Below are 19876 nucleotides of genomic sequence, written 5' to 3'. Positions count from 1 at the left end.
GACCCCCCCGCACCCCGTCTTCTTTGTCCCGCTCCCCCAGGTGTCCGGGGGGGGGGGGTGGCGGGGGGGGGCGCCCCGGGCCCCCCCCGTGGCACCCGGGCCCCGCCCCCACACCGATCACGGACGCCGGTCGGGCACGGATGGTTCTGCGGGACCCCTGACGTCATCCGGTTCCCCGTGGCACACTTCTGACGTTCCGTCAGATTCTTTGCCGGGGAGGCGCTGTGGCGCGTACGCGTACACCTGTCGTGGCCGACTGGTTCAGCGGAGAGGGGGACGACTTCCGCCTGCTGGGGACGCGCTGCTCCGCGTGTGCGTCGGTGTTCTTCCCGCGCGAGGACGGGGCGTGCCGCAATCCCTCCTGCGCGGGCGGCGAGCTGGTGGAGCTGCCGCTGTCGCGGCGCGGTCGCGTCTGGTCGTACACGGACGCCAGGTACCGACCACCTGAGCCTTATGTGTCCGATCGGGAACTCCCGTGGCAGCCCTACGCGTTGATCGCTGTGGAGCTTGCCGCTGAGCGATTGGTCGTGCTCGGTCAGGGGGCTCCGGGCGTCTCCGTGGCCGATCTCGCGGTCGGCATGGAGGTGGAGGTCGTACCGGGCGTGCTCAACGAGGAGGGGGACGACGAGACCGGGACGACATGGACGACATGGCACTGGCGGCCGACGGGGGTGGCGGCATGACGGGGGACGTGGCGGTGCTCGGCGCGGGCATGCACCCCTGGGGGAAGTGGGGGCGCAGCTTCGTCGAGTACGGGGTGGCGGCGGCGCGGGCCGCGCTCGCCGATGCCGGGGTCGACTGGCGCGACATCAGCTCGATCGTCGGCGCGGACACGGTGCGCGGCGGCTATCCCGGCTATGTGGCGGGGGCGACCTTCGCGAAGGCCCTCGGATGGCAGGGAGCGCGCGTGGCCAGCGTCTACGCGGCCTGCGCTTCGGGTGCCCAGGCGGTCAACACGGCACGGGCGCAGATCCTTTCGGGGCTCGCGGACGTCGTGCTCGTGGTGGGAGCCGACGCCGCACCCAAGGGGTTCTTCAAGCCCGCCGGCGGTGACCGGCCGGACGACCCCGACTGGTTGCGCTTCCGTGCGCTCGGGGCGACCAACCCGACGTACTTCGGCCTGTACGCGCGCCGGCGCATGGCCGTGCACGGGGACACGCTCGAGGATTTCGCCCAGGTCAAGGTGAAGAACGCCGCCTCCGGCGCGCTGAATCCGAACGCGCGCTACCGCAAGACCGTGACGGCCGAGGAGGTCGCCGCCTCCGCCGTGGTCGCCGATCCGCTGCGGCTGCTCGACATCTGCGCCACGTCGGACGGCGGTGCGGCGCTGGTCTTGTCCAGCATGGAGTTCGCGCGGCGGCATGGAGCGGCGGATCCGGTCCGCATCCGGGCCGTGTCGACGGTGACGCCGACATACCCGAACACCGTGCTCGACCTTCCGGACATCGCCACGGACTCGGCCGCCGGGGTGGCCGCCGAAGGGCCCACGTTCCGCGCCTCGATCGCCCGCTCCGCCTACGAAGAGGCGGGGATCGGTCCCGAGGACCTGTCCCTGGCGGAGGTCTACGACCTGTCCACGGCCTTGGAGTTGCAGTGGTACGAGGACCTCGGGCTGTGCGGCGAGGGTGAGGGCGCGAAGCTGCTGAGGGAGGGCGCGACCGCCCCCGGAGGCCGAATACCCGTGAACAGCAGCGGTGGACTCGCCTCCTTCGGCGAGGCGGTTCCGGCCCAGGCCATCGCCCAGGTCTGCGAACTGACGTGGCAGCTGCGGGGGACGGCGGGCGAGCGGCAAGTGCCGGGCGCCAGGGCCGGGATCACGGCCAACCAGGGACTGTTCGGCCACGGATCGTCGGTCGTGGCGGTGCGCTGACCACCGCGTGCGTACGCTGCGTGGCCGTTCGGGAATCCTGCGTGAACAGCGTGTGAACCGGCCCTGCGGGCGTCCATGTGACGCCATCATGCTGGCGTGCACACCTGGCCGGACAGCCTCCGCTTCGCCTTCCAGCCCGTGGTCAATCTGGCCACGGGGTCGGCCGCGGCTCTGGAGATACTCGCCCGACCCGAGTCGGGTGATGTGCTCGCGCGGGCGCATCGCGAGCCCGAGCTCGACGGCGACCTCGCCGCGTTGGCGATCCGTGACGCGGCGCGCAGGGAGACGCTGCTGCCGTTGCACGTGAACGTGTTCGCGGGCACGCTCGCCGACCTGGGCGGCCTCGACGCGCTGCGGCGCGCGGTGCAGGACTCAGGCCGGCTGCCGTGGGAGGTGACCGTCGATGTCGGGCCGCCGTTCACGCACGTGCCGCACCGCGCCCTCCTGGAGGGCGTCGCGGTGCTGCGCAAGGAGGGGTTTCGGATCTGCGCCGACGGCGTGGGCGACGGTGACGTACCCCTGCGGCTGCTCGACGACCTCGCGCCCGACCTGATCAAACTCGACGCCTCGCTGCTGTCGCGCGGGGCGTCGGTGCGGGCCATGCGGACGCTGTGCGAGGAGATCGGCGCGCTGCTCGCGGTCGAGGGCGTGGAGACCGAGACGCAGTGCATGGCGGCCCGCGATGCGGGGGCGCAGCTCGCGCAGGGCAATCTGTTCGCCCCGGCGGCCCGGTTGCCGATATCCGAGGTGTATGTGCCCGAACTGCCCCCGGCCGTGGGCTCGTCACGGCCGACCGGCCCACCGGTGCGGGACTTCGTGCGGCCCGCGGCGCTGCTGCCCGATTCGGCGTCCGCGGAGCAGGTGCGGCGCCGGCTCACCGGGGCGGCCGGGACGACGGGGGTGCTGCTCGTCGACGCCGCCGGGGTGCCGGTTCGGTCCGTGCAGCGGGACCGCTTCCTGCTGTCGCTGTCCACGCGCTACGGGCACGCGCTGTACGCCGACCGGCCGGCCGCGCGGCTCGGGGACCGGCCGCGCACGGTGGGCGTCGCGGCGACCGCCTGGGAAGTGCTCGACGTGGTCGCGGACGGCGAGCACGCCCGCACCGCCGACGACGTCGCCGTGGTGGACGACGACGGTCGCTGCGTCGGCGTCGTACGCCTCACCGACCTCGTGCGGGCGCTCGCCGAGAGCCGGGTCGAGGAGGCCGCCGGGCTCAACCCGCTGACGCGGCTGCCGGGCTCGGACGCCGTGACGGGCGAGCTGGACCACTGGGTGGCACAGGGCCGGGCCTTCGCCCTGAGTTGGCTGGACATCGACGGGTTCAAGCAGGTCAACGACGGTGCCGGGTTCGCGGCTGGCGACGAGCTGATCCGTGCGGTGGGGCAGGCCCTCGCGCATATGGAGTCGGAGTCCGTGCGGGTGGGGCACATCGGGGGCGACGACTTCCTGGTCCTGGCCGATCCGGAGCAGCTCGGTCCGCTCGCGGCCACCGTGCTCGACGCCCCCTGGTCGGCGGGCGGCACGGCGGTGACGCTGTCGCTGGCCACGGTGGTCTGCCCGCCCGGCGAAGTGGCCGACCACCGGCAGGCGGCCGCGCTCCTCGCCCCGCTCAAGAAGGCCGCGAAGGCGCTCGCCGGGGCGAGTTGGGTGTGCGGCCAGGCGGGGCGCGAAGGCTTCGACGTGCGCCGCGGCGCGAGTGCCGCGGCTTCCGCGCACGATCCGAGGGGAGCACCGGCCGCCGGTTAACCGTTGCCGTCCACGACCTTGACGCTCCAGTACGGCCGGTGAACACTTCCGGGTGTCAGTCGGCATCGCCGCAAATCGGCCCACCGCTGCTCGGGGCCCCACCTGCCCCAGGTGCGCTTTCCTGCCGGGTTGCGGCAGGTCAGGGCCGCTCCCCCACGTGTGGTTCCGACTGTGCGGGCACGCTCGTCACGGACGCCGGGCGGGGCGCGGGACTTTCCTGCCCACGGCAGCCGTGGTTCAGAACCAGCCATGGGAAACGCACCCTGCACGGAGGACCGGGGAGCACTGCCCCCGGGCGAGGGCCTAGGAGCCGCCATGAGCAACGGAGACATCTTCGTCGGTGAGGTCATCGGCACCGGCATCCTGATTCTGTTCGGCGCGGGCGTCTGCGCCGCTGTCACCCTGAAACACTCCAAGGCGAGGGCCTCCGGGTGGGTCGTCATCGCGTTCGGCTGGGGCTTCGGCGTGCTGGCCGGCGCCTATACCGCCGCCCCGCTGTCGGGCGGTCACCTCAACCCCGCGGTCACCATCGGCATCGCGGTCGACACCGGTAAGTGGGACAAGGTCTGGGTCTACCTGCTCGGCCAGATGATCGGTGCGATGCTCGGCGCCGTCCTCGCCTACCTGGTGTATCTCGCGCAGTTCAACGCCAACGTCGGTTCCGGCGAGGGGGCCGCGGAGGACGGCCCGACGCCGACGCTCGGCATCTTCTCCACGATCCCCGAGATCCGGAACCTGGTCGCGAACCTGATCACGGAGATCATCGCGACGATCGGTCTCGTCCTGCCCATCCTCGCGTTCGGGCTCACCAAGGGACTGGGCGAGTCCGGCACGCAGGTACTGATCGTGGCGCTCCTGGTCGTCGGCATCGGTCTGTCGCTCGGCGGGCCGACGGGGTACGCGATCAACCCGGCCCGTGACCTGGGCCCGCGCATCGTGCACCAGTTCCTTCCGATCCCCAACAAGGGGACGTCCGACTGGGGTTACGCCCTCGTCCCCGTCGTGGGGCCACTCATCGGCGGCGCGCTGGCGGGGGTCATCTACAACGCAGCGTTCTGAAACTCGGAAACACACTCGAACGTCTTCTTACGAAGGGGTAGCCATGCCCGACACTTCCGTGAAGTACGTCGCCGCCATCGACCAGGGCACCACCTCGAGCCGCTGCATCATCTTCAACCAGGACGGCGAGATCGTCGCCGTCGACCAGCGCGAACATCGCCAGATCTTCCCGAAGCCGGGCTGGGTGGAGCACGACGCCACCGAGATCTGGTCCAAGGTCCAGGCCGTGGTCGCGGGGGCGATCGCCAAGGCGGGGCTGCGCGCGGACCAGCTCAGCGCGCTCGGCATCACCAACCAGCGCGAGACGACGGTCCTTTGGGACCGGGCCACCGGCAAACCTGTGCACAACGCGATTGTGTGGCAGGACACGCGGACCTCGGCACTCTGCAACGAGCTGGGCGGCGCCGACGGCCAGGACCGCTTCCGCGAGACGACCGGCCTGCCCCTGGCGAGCTACTTCTCCGGGCCCAAGGCAGCCTGGCTGCTCGACAACGTGCCGGGGCTGCGGGGCAGGGCCGAGCGCGGGGAGCTGGCCTTCGGCACGATCGACTCGTGGCTGATCTGGAACCTCACCGGGGGCACCGACGGCGGCGTGCACGTCACCGACGTCACGAACGCCGGGCGCACCATGCTGATGAGCCTGGAGACCCTCGAGTGGGACCAGTCGATCCTGTCGGCGATGAACGTGCCGGAGTCGCTGCTGCCGGAGATCCGCTCGTCCGCCGAGGTGTACGGCACGGCTGTCGGCCAGCTGGCCGGCGTCCCGGTCGCCTCCGCGCTGGGCGACCAGCAGGCGGCCGTGTTCGGACAGGCCTGCTACGACACCGGTACCGCGAAGAACACCTACGGGACGGGCAGCTTCCTGCTGCTCAACACCGGTAACCGGCCGGTGCCCTCGAAGAACGGCCTGCTCACCACCATGGGGTACAAGATCGGCTCCGAGGCGCCCGTGTACTGCCTCGAGGGGTCGATCGCGATCACGGGCGCCCTGGTGCAGTGGTTCCGCGACCAGCTCGGCATCATCAAGACCGCCGACGAGATCGAGACGCTCGCGGCGAGCGTGGACGACAACGGCGGCGCCTACATCGTGCCCGCGTTCTCCGGTCTGTTCGCGCCCTACTGGCGCTCCGACGCGCGCGGTGTCGTCACCGGCCTCACCAGGTATGTCACCAAGGCACATCTGGCGCGGGCCGTCCTGGAGGCGACGAGCTGGCAGACCCGTGAGGTCGTCGACGCGATGTACCAGGACTCCGGGGTACAGATCACGACCCTGAAGGTCGACGGCGGCATGACCAAGAACAATCTGCTGATGCAGCATCAGGCGGACGTCCTGGGCGTGCCCGTGATCCGGCCCAGGGTCTCCGAGACGACGTGTCTGGGCGCCGCGTACGCCGCCGGGCTCGCGACGGGCGTGTGGAACGACCTGGACGAGCTCAAGGCGCACTGGCAGCGCGACGCCGAGTGGACTCCCTCGATGGACGCGGGCGCCCGGGACCGCGAGTACCACAACTGGCGCAAGGCCGTGGAGAAGAGCTTCGGCTGGCACGAGGACGGAGACGGCGCGTAGGCCACGTCCACGCGCGTATGTACGCGCGCGTGGTGACGTACAGCCATGCACGCGCGTAGGCGGCGGTTCACACCCCGGTCGGCGGGGGTGCGGACCGCCGCTGCGCGTGCCGGGATACTCAGGTCGCTGCGGGCTGTCTGCGCTCGGCGGCGTCCGCGGCATGGCCGACGACGCCGATCAGGACCTCTTTCACCGACTCCTTGTCACGCGCGTCGCACAGGATCACCGGGACGTCCGGGTCGAGGTCGAGCGCCTGGCGGACCGCTTCGGCCGGGTGGCGGGCGGCGCCGTCGAAGCAGTTCACGCCGACGATGAACGGTATGGAGCGCCGCTCGAAGTAGTCGACCGCCGCGAAACAGTCCTCCAGGCGACGGGTGTCCGCGAGGACGACCGCGCCCAACGCGCCGGTCGCCAACTCGTCCCACAGGAACCAGAAGCGGTCCTGGCCCGGTGTGCCGAAGACGTAGAGCACCAGGTCCTCGCGGAGCGTGATCCGGCCGAAGTCCATCGCCACCGTGGTGGTGCTCTTGCGCTCGACGCCCGCGGTGTCGTCCACGGGGCGGCCGGCCTCCGTCAGGACCTCCTCCGTGCGCAGCGGCCGGATCTCGCTGACCGCGCCGACCAGCGTCGTCTTGCCCACGCCGAAACCGCCGGCCACCAGGATCTTGAGCGTCACGGGCTCGACGGGGGCCTTGCGGCGCTCAGAACGCCCGAAGATCATGACTGTGTCTCTCCTGCCTCGCTGGTGTCGCTGTCTCGGGTACTGCTGCTCGTCTCCGGCGCGCCGTAGCCGCCGCCTCCGGGCGTTTCGACGACGAGTACGTCGCCGGGGGCCACGTCGGCCGTGTCGCTGCCGTCGAGGCGGGTGACGGTGCCGTCCACGCGCTCCACGGAGTTGGCGCCGAGGGCCCCGGTGGCTCCGCCCGCCATCCCGTAGGGCGGCACCCTGCGGTGCTGGGTCAGCGTGGAGACGGTCATCGGCTCGCGGAAGCGGATGCGCCGCACGGCGCCGTCGCCGCCGGGCCAGCGGCCCGCTCCCCCGCTGCCGCGCCGCACCGCGAACTCCTCCAGGAGGACGGGCAGCCGCCATTCGAGGACCTCGGGGTCGGTGAGCCGCGAGTTCGTCATGTGGGTCTGCACGACGGGCGCCCCGGGGAAGCCGTCCCCGGCGCCGGAGCCGGAGGCCACCGTCTCGTAGTACTGGTGGCGCGCGTTCCCGAAGGTGATGTTGTTCATCGTGCCGGAGCCCTCGGCCTGCACGCCCAGGGCCCCGTAGAGGGCTCCGGTGATGGCCTGCGAGGTCTCCACATTGCCCGCCACGACCGCGGCGGGCGGCTCGGGCGAGAGGAAGGAACCGGGCGGTACCACGATGTCGAGGGGGCGCAGGCAGCCGTCGTTGAGCGGGATGTCATCGCCCACGAGGGTCCGGAAGACGTACAGGACGGCGGCGTTGACGACGGCGAACGGGGCGTTGAAGTTGGTGGCGAGCTGGTCGGAAGTTCCGGTGAAGTCGACGGTGGCGCGGCGCTGTGCACGGTCCACGCTCACGCGTACGCGGATGACCGCTCCCGAGTCGGTCTCGTAGCCGAACTCGCCTTCCTCCAGGGCGTCGATGACGCGCCGCACGGATTCCTCTGCGTTGTCCTGTACGTGCTTCATGTAGGCGAGCACGACGTCCAGGCCGAAGTTCTCGATCATCCGGGCGACTTCGTCGACGCCCTTCTGGTTGGCCGCGATCTGGGCGCGCAGGTCGGCGAGGTTCGTCCGCGGGTTGCGGGAGGGGTAGGGGGCCTCGGTCAGCAGGCGCCGCGTCTCCTCCTCGCGGAACCGGCCGGCCTCCACGAGCAGCCAGTTGTCGAACAGCACTCCCTCTTCGTCGATGGTGCGGCTGTTCGCGGGCATGGAGCCGGGGGCGATGCCGCCGATCTCGGCGTGGTGCCCGCGCGAGGCGACGTAGAACAGGATCCGGTGACCGTCCGTGTCGAAGACCGGGGTGATCACGGTGACGTCGGGCAGGTGCGTGCCGCCGTGGTACGGGTCGTTGACGGCGTAGGTGTCGCCGGGCCGCATGGTCGCGCCGCGGCGGCGGATGACCTCCTTGACGCTGGTTCCCATCGAGCCCAAGTGCACGGGAATGTGCGGGGCGTTGGCGACCAGGCTGCCGTCGGGGTCGAAGAGCGCGCAGGAGAAGTCGAGGCGTTCCTTGATGTTGACGGACTGCGAGGTCGACTCGAGGCGGGCGCCCATCTGTTCCGCGATCGACATGAAGAGGTTGTTGAAGACCTCGAGCCTCACCGGATCGAGTGAAGCGTCGCCTTCCGCGCCCGGATCGGAACTCTCTGTAACCACCGACCGTTCCATGACCAAGTGGCCGTCGTCCGCGAGGGCCGCTTGCCATCCGTCGTCGACGACGGTCGTCGAGCCGTCCTCGGCGATGATCGCCGGCCCCTGGACCGGTTCGCTGGCCGGGAGTTGGTGCCGGTGGTGGAGGGGTACGTCCCGCCAGGTTCCGCCGGTGTGCAGGCGGACGGTCGCGGAGGCGGCCGGGGCGGTGGTGCGGGGTACGAGGTGGGAGAGATCGGGGGGATCGGTCAGGCCAGTGGCCTCGACGGAGAGTGATTCGACGACGAGCGGTCGGTCCAGGGTGAAGGAGTAGTGAGCGCGATGACGTTCTTCGAAGGCGCGGGTCATGGCGACGGGTTCGGCGAGTTCCACGGTGAGCGCGGTGTCCGTGCCGTCATAGCGGAGCTGAGCCCTGCGCACGATCCGGATGCGCTGCTCGGGGATGTCCTCGGAGCGCAGTTCCTCGCGTGCGGCGCTCTCCAGGTCGTCGGCCGTCTTGATGATGTGCGGCATCGAGGCGGCGTCCACGGTGGCCTCGACGGACTGCTCCCGCATGGCCGTGGTGTCGGCGAGCCCGATGCCGAGCGCCGAGAGGACGCCTGCCATGGGCGGTACGAGGACCGTGCGGATGCCGAGTTCGTCGGCGACCTTGCACGCGTGCTGGCCACCTGCACCACCGAAGGTGGTGAGGGCGTAGCGGGTGACGTCGTGGCCCTTCTGCACGGAGATGCGCTTCACGGCGTTGGCGATGTTGGCCACGGCGACCTGGAGGTAGCCCTCGGCGACCTGCTCCGGGGTGCGCTCGTCGCCGGTCTTCTCGCGGATCTCGGCGGCCAGGGCGGTGAAGCGCTCGCGTACGAGAGCGTCGTCGAGCGGCTGGTCCCCTTCGGGGCCGAACACATGGGGGAAGTGGGCGGGTTGGACGCGCCCGAGGGCGACGTTGGCGTCGGTGACCGTGAGCGGCCCGCCGCCCCGGTAGCAGGCCGGTCCCGGCACCGCGCCCGCCGAGTCGGGGCCGACGCGGTAGCGGCTGCCGTCGAAGTGCAGCACGGAGCCGCCACCCGCCGCGACGGTGTGGATGTCGAGCATGGGGGCGCGCAGCCGTACGCCGGCGATCTGTGTGGTGAGGACCCGCTCGTACTCGCCCGCGAAGTGCGAGACGTCGGTGGAGGTGCCGCCCATGTCGAAGCCGATGACGCGGTCGAAGCCGGCGCGCCCCGACATCCGGGCCATGCCCACGATGCCGCCCGCGGGCCCGGACAGGACGGCGTCCTTGCCGCGGAACTGCCCGGCCTCCGCGAGCCCTCCGTTGGACTGCATGAACATCAGCCGCACGTCGGGGAGTTGGTCGGCGACCTGGCGCACGTAGCGGCGCAGGACGGGCGACAGGTAGGCGTCGACGACAGCCGTGTCGCCCCGTGGCACCACCTTCATGAGCGGGCTGACCTCGCTGGACAGCGAGATCTGCGGGAAGCCGATGCGCTCGGCGAGGGCACCGATCGCCCGCTCGTGATCCGGGTGGAGGTGGCTGTGCAGACAGACGACCGCCACGGCCCGAATGCCGTCCTCGTAGACGCCGCGCAGCGAGACTTCGAGGGAGCCGAGGTCCAGTGGTGTGATCACCTCGCCCTGGGCGTCGACGCGTTCGTCCACCTCGATGACGCGCTCATGGAGCAGTTCGGGCAGCTCGATGCGGCGGGCGAAGATCTGGGGCCGGTTCTGGTAGGCGATCCGCAGGGCGTCCCGGAAGCCGCGCGTGATGACCAGGGCGGTCGGCTCGCCGCGGCGCTCCAGGAGGGCGTTGGTGGCGACGGTGGTGCCCATGCGGACGGAGTCGACGAGGTCGCCGGGCCTGCCGCCGGACTCCGGCTCCGCGCCCTCGGAGAGGAGTTCACGGATGGCGAAGACTGCCGGGTCGGCGTAGCGCGACGGATGGTCGGAGAGCAGCTTGTGCGTGACCAGGCGGCCGTCGGGCCGTCGGGCCACGACGTCCGTGAAGGTGCCGCCTCGGTCGATCCAGAACTGCCAGCCTGCCACGTGTGTCTCCCGCCGTCCGCCCCGTTCCTGTGCCTCGCAGGCTCCGCTGTCGGATCAGAGCGCTCTGAGGCCGTCGATCACGTCGCGGAGGATACTCGTGTCGGGCAGCTGGGCCGGTGGGACCGGCCGCGTCACATGGACGAGTTCGTCGTCGACGAGGTCCCCGATGAGGACGCGCACCACTCCGATCGGAAGATCGAGCTCCGCGGCCAGTTCGGCGACGGACTGCGGAGCGTCCTTGCAGAGCTCGACGATGTCGACGTGTTCCGGCGACAGCGTCTGGTCCTTCACGGCGCCGCCTTCATGCTGTTCGGCGACGACGACCGCGATCAGGTCGAGCCGGTGCTGGGCCGCGCTGGTGGTGCGGCCTCGCGTCATGGCGTACGGGCGTACGACGGGACCGGCGTCGTCGTCGAACCAGTGATGCGTCTCGTGACCGTCTGGTCTCATGTCAACCCACTACCCTCCGGCGGGCAGATCCGTGCGCCTGGCCGTCCCCAGATGCGTGCCGACCCGCTTGACCAGCAGGGTCATCTCGTAGGCGACGAGGCCGACGTCGGAGTCCGCGTCGGACAGCACCGCGAGGCAGCTGCCGTCGCCCGCCGCGGTGACGAACAGGAAGGCCTCGTCGAGTTCGACGACCGTCTGGCGGACGCCGCCCGCCTCGAAGTGCCGGCCCACCCCCTTGGCGAGGCTGTGGAATCCGGAGGCCACGGCGGCGAGGTGTTCGCTGTCCTCGCGGCTGAGGCCCTCGGAGACGCCCGTCGGCAGCCCGTCGCCGGAGAGCACCATCGCCTTGCGGATACCGGCGACGCGCTCGACCAGGTCGTCCAGGAGCCAGTTCAGCTCCCCGACAACGCCGTTGGTGGTCTGCGCATTGGCCTTCGGCGCGGTCATCGACCGTCCCCCTCAGAATTCGTTCCTGGTGCTGTACCGTCGGCGCGCTCATCGCCCGCGGTGTTCTCCGCTCGCCCACGCCGCCAGCCGCGCTGGAGCGAGGCCATACGGCTGCGCACCTCGTCGGCGTCCCGGTCGGCGGGTTGTGCGGAGGGAGTCCTGTCTTCGGCCGGTGCCGCGCTGTCGCCGCGCAGGTCGGGGCCGTCCTTCAACTGCGGGGCCAGATTGGCCTGTCGGACGCGGCGGGGCAGCCCGCCGGGCGTAGTGCTGGGAGCGTTGCCGGTCTGCGGGGCGTCCGCCGTTGGCTCCGGGGGCTCGCGGCGCGGTGCCGGAGTCTCCTCCACCGCACGTGCGCGGCGCCTCCTGGGGAGGCCCGATGGGGCATCAGGTCGTACGTCCCCGTTGCCGTCGCTGCCGGTGCTGTCGTCGCTGCCATTGCCGTTGCTGATGCCGCTGCTGTTGCTGTTGTCCCGGTCGTGCCGTTCGCTCGGTTCGGGCGCGGTGCGGTCGGACTCGCCGGGCCGGCTGTGGGTCACGGGTCGGCCGTGCGAGCTGACGAGCTTGGGCACGCGTCGGCGCGGGAGCGGCAGCGGCCCCTCCGGACGGGCAGCCGGGTCCTGGGCGTCGCGGTCCCCGGAGCGGCGCGGGCCGCCCGTGCGGCGGGAGGCGTCCGTGCCGTCGGTCCCGGCGCCGTCGTCCTCGGCCTGCTGGTGTTGTTCGCCAGGAGGCCCGGCCACGGCGCGGCGGGGGCGGAAGAGACTGCCGCGCTCGCTGTCCTCGTCGCCCAGCGCTCCGGGGAACTGGGTCATGTCGGAGGTCGTGAGCGGGGCTTCCAGCTCGACAGGACCGTCGACCACGGAGGCCGGCAGACCGGGCAGCCCCGCCACGGTGCCCGGCTTCGCGCGGGTCACCGGCGGGGCCGTGCGGCGGGGCGCGTTGGGCCGGTCGAGACGGAAGCCCGCGCCCTCGGTGTCGGGGGCGTCCGTGAGCAGGGCGTCCGGGATGAAGACGACCGCGGTGGTGCCGCCGTAGGGCGAGGGCTGAAGGGAGACGCGGATGTTCTGCCGCTGGGCGAGCCGGCTGACCACGAACAGGCCGAGCCGGTCGGTGTCGGAGAGCTCGAACTCGGGTGTCTCGGCGAGGCGCAGATTGGCGTCGAGCAGCGCGTCGGGGGCCATGCCTAGACCGCGGTCGTGGATCTCCAGGGTGAAGCCGTTCGCGACGCGCTCGCCGACCACCTGCACGGCGGTGTGCGGCGGCGAGAACACCGTGGCGTTCTCCAGGAGTTCGGCCACGAGGTGGGTGAGGTCGGCGACGGCGGGTCCGGTCACGGCGATCCGCGGCAGCCGCCGTACCTCGATGCGCTCGTAGTCCTCCACCTCGGCGACGGCCGCCCGCACGATGTCCATGAGCTGGACGGGCCGGCGCCACTGCCGGGACGGAGCGGCGCCGGAGAGGATCACCAGACCCTCCGCGTGGCGGCGCATCCGGGTGGTGAGGTGATCGAGGCGGAACAGGTCGGCGAGCTCGTCGGTGTCCTCGGTCCTGCGCTCCATGGTGTCGAGCAGGGTCAGCTGCTTGTGCAGCAGGACCTGGCTGCGCCGGGCGAGGTTGACGAAGACCTCGGAGACGCCGCGGCGCAGCTCGGACTGCTTCACGGCGGCTTCGACGGCGGACCGCTGCAAGGTGTTGAGCGCCTGGCCGACCTGCCCGATCTCGTCCTTGTCGTATTCGAGGCGCGGGGCCTCGGTCTCCACGTCGACATCGTCCCCGGCGGCGAGGCGTCTCATCACCCCGGGGAGCCGCACGCCGGAGGCTTCGTGGGCCTCCATGCGGAGCCGGCGCAGGTCGCGGACGAGCCCGCGGCCGATGCGTACGGACAGGTACAGGGAGAAGAGCAGCGCCAGCAGGCCGAGCACCCCGGCGACCCCGGCCCGGACCAGGACGTTGATGGCCTCGGGGCGGGCGCGGTCCTGGTAGCGCTCGGTCGCGGCGGTGTCCCGGTCGACGAGCTCACCGAGCACGGACTGCGACGCCCTGTCCCAGCTCCGCGCGGTGACGCCGCGGGGTGTTCCGGGGGACCCGCTCACGACCGCTTCTTCAGCAGTGCGCAGCGGGTTGGTGTCGGGGCTTTTCCAGAACCGCTGGTAGCGGGAGCGCTCGGAGTCGGGCAGGAGCGCGAGATTGGTCTCGTAGAGGAGGGAGCGCTGGGCGACGAGGTCGGAGACCTGCCGGATTTCCTGCTGGGTGAACCGGCGGGCGACGAGTCCCGAGCCGACCAGGGCGTCCTCCTGGGACAGGAGTTCGCGTGCCTTGAGCACGCCGACGAGGGCGCGCGCCTGGCGTTCCACCTTCGCGTTGTCGAGGGCCGTGAGGTCGAGCAGGAAGTCGTAGGTCGGCGCGACGAGGCGGTTGTAGAACTCGAGGGCCTGGGCGCGGGTCACGGTTCCTTCGTCGACGTTCCGGCGCAGCGACGCGATGCCTTCCAGGCCCTCGACGGCGGTGTCGAGGGAAGCCCGGGCGTCGCCGTCCAGGTCCTCGCGGACGGCGCTGTCGCGCACCTTCTCCTTGATCCGGGTGATCGACTCGTCGGCCGCGGTCCGCTTGGCCCGCAGTGCCGACTGGGCCTCGGAGGCACGGGGGTCGGCGAGATACACGAGCGTCTGCCGGCGTTCCGCCTGCAGGGTGCGGCTCGTGGCGACCAGCGGGTAGGCGACCGAGTCGATCGCCTGGCCCGCGGAGATCAGCTGGACGGCGGCGCGCCCCGTGATCACCGTGGCGAAGGCCCAGATGGCCGTCAGGGACAGCAACGGCACCAGCAACAACGCCACGATCTTCCGGCGGATGGACTTCCCGCGAAAGCGCATGGCCTCCCCCAGATCGACCCCTCTGCCTTCAGGGGCACACATGTGCGTCAACAAACGGCGCGAGCCTACTACTGAGACGGGAGCAACTCGAAGACCTGTCCGGATGACGTCGAGGTGAACTGCGGTGCAGACATCATGAGTTGTCCGGCATTGCAGGAGATTCCCTCCGCCCAGAACCGGCTTCGGCGGGGATCGCCATCGGTCCGCACGGCCGAAGAGTTGGCCGGAATCCTGCGCACCGCCCGCCCGGAACAGGCAAGTTCACCGAAACGGGAATCTTCCCGCCCCGCCGTTCGTCTTCATCAAGGGCAGACGAACCGACGGCGTAAAGCACGGCAATTCGGGCAGTCACTGTGCAGTGCCGGTGCGGGGGCATCGGCTTGAGGGCTATTGAGGCCCACGAGCGGTGGGGAGTGACGTGGCGATGGGCACGGCGGATCGAAATGGACTGTGGGTCGAGGAGCCGGCGCGACGGCGCCGCATGCCCGATCCCGTACGGACGTCCGCGGTGCGGGCCGTCCTCATAGTCTCGCTCACGCTGATCCAGGCCATGATCGCCGTGCTCTGCACGCTGACCGACTCCTGGCTGGCCTTCCCCATGGTGCTCAGCAGCGTGGGGAGCACGGTGGTGGCCACGTGGGGCGTCCTGGACGTCTGGGTGACCCGCCAGGTGTGGAACCAGCGGCACGGCGTGATCTCGGTCCCGGCCAGTACGGCCCGGCAGCTGCGCAAGGAGCGCCGCCGGGCCCGCCGGGCCGCGAAGTCGCGGCGCGGCGTCGCCCGGCCCGACTCCATCGGCATACGCAGGCGCGGCAGGTCCGGCCAGCTGACCCACACCTGAGCCGCCCCATCCGGCATCAGCCTTCGGCAGGCCGCTTGTACATCCGCGTGGCCGTGATCTCGCCGTGCACCGTCTCGCCTTCGGGGTCCTGCTGGGGCAGGCCCGGCCGCAGGTGTTCCTCCACGCTGATGTACTTCAGGCCGGCCCGGAGGTCCGCGTCGTTGCGCATCCGGATCACGAGGGGGAACTCGGCGAGTGCCGTCGTGTCGAACAGGCCGGTCGTGTAGAGGAGTTGGACGCCGAGCGCGTCGGACACGGCGCGCTGGAGTTCCAGCAGGTACGTGGCGTTGGCGCGGCCGATCGGGTTGTCGAGGAACAGCGTGCCCGCGTGCCGGTGCTTGTCGCGGCCCCGGTCGTTGGAGCGCAGCGCCGCCATCGTGCAGTACAGGGCGATGGCCGCGGTGAGCAGCTGACCGCCGGAGAACACGTCGCCCATCTGTCCGACGGGGACGCGCTCGGCGCGCAGCACCGCGTCGGGCTTGAGGATCTCGACGGCGACGCCCTTGGGCTGAAGGGCCGCGCTGACGCCGCGCAGCAACAGGGACATGCCGTCGCGGCGCAGGTCGGAATTCTTCTTCACGGCCGCGCTGGTCGCCTCGTCGATGACTTCCCCGAGCCGCTCGATCAGCGTGGCCTGGTCGGGTTCCTCGAAGCGGATCCGCAGGAACTCCTGGCCCGACCACTCGCCGAGCCCCTCGGGCAGCCGGGACAGGCGCTGCGCGGAGCGGAGCGTGGCGAGCGAGGACTCCACGAGTCCGCGCAGCCGGTCCACGATCGAGTCGCGGTTGCGCTCCAACTGGGCCAGCTCGTCGGTGAGGACGCGCAGCCGGGGCGCGAAGGCGTCGGCCCACTTCTGCGCGTGCTCGGGCAGGGCGGAGGCGGGCAGCTCGCGGATCTGCTGGCGGGCGGGCGTGCGCACCTGCTCGTAGCGCGTCGAGTTCGCGTGCCGTACGAGGATGTCGCTGGCCTCGCGGACGGCGGACTCGGCGGCGGACAGGTCGGCGGCGCAGCCGCGCAGCGAGCGGCGGGTCTCGGCCGCCGCCTGGCGGGCCTCCTCCAGGGCGCCGGGGTAGGGCTCGGGCTGCTCCTGGTCCTCGGCCGCGTCGGCGTGATCGCGCAGCAGGTCGCGCAGGAGCGCGGCCGTCTCGTCGAAGCCGCCGGCCCCGTCCTCGGCGGCGCGGTGCGCGTCGAGGAGTTCGGCGTGGGCGGCGCGGGCGGTGCTCAACGCGTCGGTGCGGGTGGCGAGTTCGGTGGTCGCCGTGCGCAGCAGGGTCTGCGCGTGCTCGGTGTCGGACGGGACGAGGTCCTCGGGCAGCTCCGTGTGCGCTTCGCCGTCCTCGGGTGCGTGCCGCTCGGCCTCGCCGCGCAGCCGGCCGAGCTGTTCACTGGCGGTCGAGGCGCGGGTCTCCAAGAGCTGGACGAGTTCCTCGGCGCGCGCGGCGGCGGCCTGCCGGGAGGGGCCGTCGGCACCTTCGGAGGTCTCCAGGAGCGCGGCGGCGCGGGTGCGCACCTTGTTGCTGAGCCGGTCCAGCTCGGCGAGCGCGGCGGACTCGTCGGACTCGGCGCGGGCCTGCTCGGCGCGCAGGTCGGCGCCGACGCCCACCTTCTCGTAGACCTGGGAAGCGGCGCGGTAGGCCTCCCGCAGCGCGGGCAGTGAGGCCTGCGGCGGCTCGCCCTCCGGCACCTCGTCGGGGGCGCCGGCGATCTCGGCGCGCTCGGCGCGCAGCGTGCGGGCCGTGCGGCGGGCGTCGTCGGCGGAGCGCTGGGCGGCCCGCCGGTCCTCGTCGGCCGAACGCGCGTGCTCCAGGCAGGACTGGGCGCGGGCCTCCGACTCGACGGCCTCGTCGGCGAGTTCGCGGACCTTCGCCTGCCAGCCCGCGCGCTCGCGCAGGCGGAACGCGAGCCCGGCGAGCGCGTCGGCGGCGCGGCGGGCCTTCTGCGCCGCCTCCTGCCGCTCGTCGCGCACGCGGGTCGCCTCCGCGGCGGACTCGTCGGCCTCGGCGCGCACGGTGCGGGCCTCGGCGAGCTCGGCCTCGGACTCCTCGGCGAACGCGCGGGCCTCGCGGGCCGCGGCGGCGAGTTCGGCGAGACGGCCCGTGGGGCAGCCGGTGCGCCAGGAGGTGAGCCGCGCCGCCAGTTCGCGGTCCTTGGCGAGGCGTCCGGCGAGCGCCCGGATCTCCTCGTCGCGCCGGGCCGCGCGCTCACGCAGCGCCTGCCGCTCCTCGTCGGCGGCGTGCTCGTCGTGCATGGCCGGGTTCGGCGGTACGAGGAAGACGTTCTCGTCCGACGCGTTCTCGGCCGGGGTCGGGGCGAGCAGCGCCGCGGCGGTGCCGACGGCGACGGCGGAGCGGGGCAGCAGGGCCGCCCCTGCGAGCGCCTCGCGGGCCCGCTCGTGGGCCGCCGAGTCGGTGATGACCACGCCGTCGACCAGTTCGGGCCGGGCGGCGAGCACGCGCGCGTGGTCGGCCGGATCGACGGACTGGGCGAGGTAGCGCCAGCCGGGCAGCGCCGGGATGCCGTGCTCGCCGAGGAACTCGACGGTGGCCAGCACGTCGGGGCCCGGCGGCAGCAGGCCACCGTCACCCAGGGCGCCCAGGATCCGGGAGTCGTCGGCGGCGGCCGTGCGGAGCTCGAACAGCTGCCGCTCGGCGGACGTCACCGTGTCGTCGAGCAGCGTCTTCAGGTCGTCGGCGGCGCGATCGAGGTCCTCGGCGGTGAGCGAGCCCTCAGATGCGTCCTGCACGGGTCCGCCGGGTTCCCCGGTCTCGGAGGCGGCGGGCAGCCCGCCCGTACCGAGCAGCTCGGCGAGCCGCTCCTCCCCCGCGAGGGCGGCGGCCGCCCGCTCCTCCGCCTGGTGGGCCTGCTCCGCCGCGCTCGCGGCGTCGGCGGCACGGGCCGCCGTCAGCTCGGCGCGCGACTCGACGGAGCCGGCCTCGCGCGCGTGCTCGGAGGCCCGGCGGGCCGCCTCGCGCGCGGTGTCCCACGCGGCGACGGTGGTCTTCTCCGCGTCGGCGGCTGCCAGCGCGGCGCGGGCCGGGTCGGCGTCGGGTGCGCTGTCGTCGATCCACCCGGCGCGCACGGCCTCGGCGGTCTCCTGCTCGACCTCGGTCAACCGCTGGCGCAGGTGCCCGAGTTCGCTGCGGGCGCGCTGCGCCTCGGTGGCGGCGGCCGTGGCGTCGCGGTGCGCGGTCTCGCCGGCCTCTTGGAGGACGGCGGAGCGCTCCTCCCCTTCGTTCGCGTGGGCCTCGGCCTGCTCGGCGGCGCCGTGCAGCGCCCGCACGAGTTCGGACGCCGCCTTGGCGCGGGCCGCGAGCGCGGGCGCCGCGTCGCGCTCGGCCTCACGGATGGCGACGGCCACGCGCGCGGAGCGGTCCGCTGCGGCGCGGTGGCGCAGGACGGCCTCCGCGGCCTGCCAGGCGGAGTACAGGTTGCGCGCGTCGGCCAGCTCGCGCTTCTGTGCGGCGGCGGACTTCTCGGCTCCGGCGAGCGCCAAGGAGGCATGCCGGTAGGCGAGTTCGGCTGCGATCAGGGAGCTGCGCTCGCGCGCCGACTCCGCCTCGGTGACGGTGTGCGCGGCGGCGGTGACCTGCTGGGCCAGCTCTCCGGCGCGGCCGCGCTCGACGGCGGCGCGGGCCGACAGGCGGCGGGCGAGCGTGCGCGTACGGCGCTCGGCGGCGGTGTGGATGTCCCGCGCGCGTGAGCGCGTGTCGGCGGCCTCCACGATGCGGGTGAGCAGGTCGACGGAGCCCGCGGTGAAGTCGCGCTCGGCGATCAGCTCGGCGCGCCGGCCCAGCTTGTTCCCGAATCCGCTCACCAGGTCGGCGAGGCCGTCCGTGTCCCGCGTGTCGGTCACGGCGCGCAGCAGCAGGTCGGTGAAGTCGGAGTCCTTCTTGACGGCGAAGAGGCCCGCGGCCTCGCCCTCGTCCGCGTTCATCTCCCGCTGGTAGCGGAAGAGTTCGGGGTCGAGGCCCAGGTCACCGAGGTGCTCGTTCCACCGGTCGTGGATCTCCTCCCAGTGCACCTCGAGGTGCGGGTACACCTTGACCGCCTCGGTCAGCGCGTCACGGAAGCCCTTCATGGTGCGGCGCCGCCCCTGCGCGCCGGAGGCTCCCTCGGCGACGGGACGTACGGCGCTGGACTCGGCGACCGGCAGCGAGTCGAGGCTCAGTCCGGGGCCGGGCCGGAACGAGTACCAGGCCTCGGCGAACTTCCGCGGGTCGTTCGAGACCTGGCGTCCGCGCCACTCGCTGACCTTGCCGACGACGACGCACTCGCCGGTGAGCGTGTGCTGCCACTCCAGGGCGACGTGTCCGCAGTCGTCGGCGAGGAGGAACTTGCGCAGCACGCCGGAGCTGGCGCCGCCCAGCGTGTTCCGGTGGCCGGGCAGCATGACCGAGAAGATCAGCTTGAGCAGGACCGACTTGCCGCCGCCGTTCTCCAGGAAGAGCACACCGGCCGGCGCGGGGCGGCGCGGCGGGCCGACCGGCTCGTCCTCGAAGAACTCCGCCTGGGTGGGCGCGGGGTCGGGCACGGGCTCGCCGACTCCGCGCAGGTCAAGCACGGTGTCGGCGTAGCGTGCACCGGCGGGCCCGATGGAGTAGAGGCGAACCCGGGACAGCTCGTACATGGCGGACTCTCGTGGTAGGTAC

General features: G+C 72.3%; 11 protein-coding genes and 1 pseudogene. 6 read left to right on the top strand and 6 right to left on the bottom strand.

Going from position 1 to position 19876, the window contains the following annotated elements:
• The first annotated feature begins 224 nt into the window (after positions 1 to 224).
• The 5 genes from ACFV9W_RS35980 to glpK all read left to right on the top strand — a co-directional run bounded on the left by ACFV9W_RS35980 (position 225) and on the right by glpK (position 6242).
• Positions 225 to 683 carry a Zn-ribbon domain-containing OB-fold protein gene (locus ACFV9W_RS35980; protein ID WP_385769695.1) on the top strand — a complete coding sequence of 153 codons (459 nt, stop codon included), beginning with the start codon at positions 225 to 227 and terminating at the stop codon, positions 681 to 683.
• Positions 680 to 1870: a lipid-transfer protein gene (locus ACFV9W_RS35975; RefSeq protein ID WP_385769713.1), complete on the top strand. Its 1191-nt coding sequence runs from the start codon at positions 680 to 682 to the stop codon at positions 1868 to 1870. The genes ACFV9W_RS35980 and ACFV9W_RS35975 overlap by 4 nt, the downstream gene beginning before the upstream one ends.
• A gap of 96 nt (positions 1871 to 1966) precedes the next feature.
• On the top strand, positions 1967 to 3616 hold the full coding sequence (locus ACFV9W_RS35970) for a GGDEF domain-containing protein (protein WP_385769693.1): 1650 nt from the start codon (positions 1967 to 1969) through the stop codon (positions 3614 to 3616).
• A gap of 315 nt (positions 3617 to 3931) precedes the next feature.
• Positions 3932 to 4675, top strand: a complete 744-nt coding sequence (locus ACFV9W_RS35965) for an MIP/aquaporin family protein (RefSeq protein WP_385769691.1) — start codon at positions 3932 to 3934, stop codon at positions 4673 to 4675.
• A gap of 43 nt (positions 4676 to 4718) precedes the next feature.
• The gene (glpK, locus tag ACFV9W_RS35960; protein WP_385769689.1) at positions 4719 to 6242 is read left to right on the top strand and encodes a glycerol kinase GlpK; all 1524 of its coding nucleotides are present in this window, start codon (positions 4719 to 4721) and stop codon (positions 6240 to 6242) included.
• Between the two features lie 118 nt (positions 6243 to 6360).
• Here glpK and ACFV9W_RS35955 read toward each other — a convergent pair whose 3' ends face one another.
• The 5 genes and pseudogenes from ACFV9W_RS35955 to ACFV9W_RS35935 all read right to left on the bottom strand — a co-directional run bounded on the left by ACFV9W_RS35955 (position 6361) and on the right by ACFV9W_RS35935 (position 14386).
• Positions 6361 to 6963, bottom strand: coding sequence for an ATP/GTP-binding protein (locus ACFV9W_RS35955; RefSeq protein ID WP_385769687.1), 603 nt, complete (start codon positions 6961 to 6963; stop codon positions 6361 to 6363).
• Positions 6944 to 10622, bottom strand: a pseudogene (locus tag ACFV9W_RS35950) (hydantoinase B/oxoprolinase family protein). Before ACFV9W_RS35950 ends, ACFV9W_RS35955 begins: the two are co-directional and overlap by 20 nt.
• Positions 10623 to 10676: 54 nt before the next feature.
• On the bottom strand, positions 10677 to 11072 hold the full coding sequence (locus ACFV9W_RS35945; RefSeq protein WP_385769685.1) for a DUF742 domain-containing protein: 396 nt from the start codon (positions 11070 to 11072) through the stop codon (positions 10677 to 10679).
• 9 nt (positions 11073 to 11081) lie between these two features.
• A complete protein-coding gene (locus tag ACFV9W_RS35940; protein WP_385769683.1) occupies positions 11082 to 11519 on the bottom strand; it encodes a roadblock/LC7 domain-containing protein in 438 nt (145 codons plus the stop codon).
• A complete protein-coding gene (locus ACFV9W_RS35935) occupies positions 11516 to 14386 on the bottom strand; it encodes a nitrate- and nitrite sensing domain-containing protein (protein ID WP_385769681.1) in 2871 nt (956 codons plus the stop codon). Before ACFV9W_RS35935 ends, ACFV9W_RS35940 begins: the two co-directional genes overlap by 4 nt.
• Before the next feature lie 424 nt (positions 14387 to 14810).
• Between ACFV9W_RS35935 and ACFV9W_RS35930 the strand changes: the two genes are divergently transcribed.
• Positions 14811 to 15227, top strand: coding sequence for a hypothetical protein (locus tag ACFV9W_RS35930; protein ID WP_385769679.1), 417 nt, complete (start codon positions 14811 to 14813; stop codon positions 15225 to 15227).
• A gap of 16 nt (positions 15228 to 15243) precedes the next feature.
• Here the strand turns inward: ACFV9W_RS35930 and ACFV9W_RS35925 are convergent, their stop codons facing one another.
• On the bottom strand, positions 15244 to 19854 hold the full coding sequence (locus ACFV9W_RS35925; protein ID WP_385769677.1) for a hypothetical protein: 4611 nt from the start codon (positions 19852 to 19854) through the stop codon (positions 15244 to 15246).
• Positions 19855 to 19876 lie beyond the last annotated feature (22 nt).

This window comes from Streptomyces sp. NPDC059897 (assembly GCF_042730865.1).
Classification (GTDB): Bacteria; Actinomycetota; Actinomycetes; order Streptomycetales; family Streptomycetaceae; genus Streptomyces.
The sequence above is the reverse complement of the archived record's forward strand: the minus strand, read 5'-3'. Positions and strand labels throughout refer to the sequence as shown.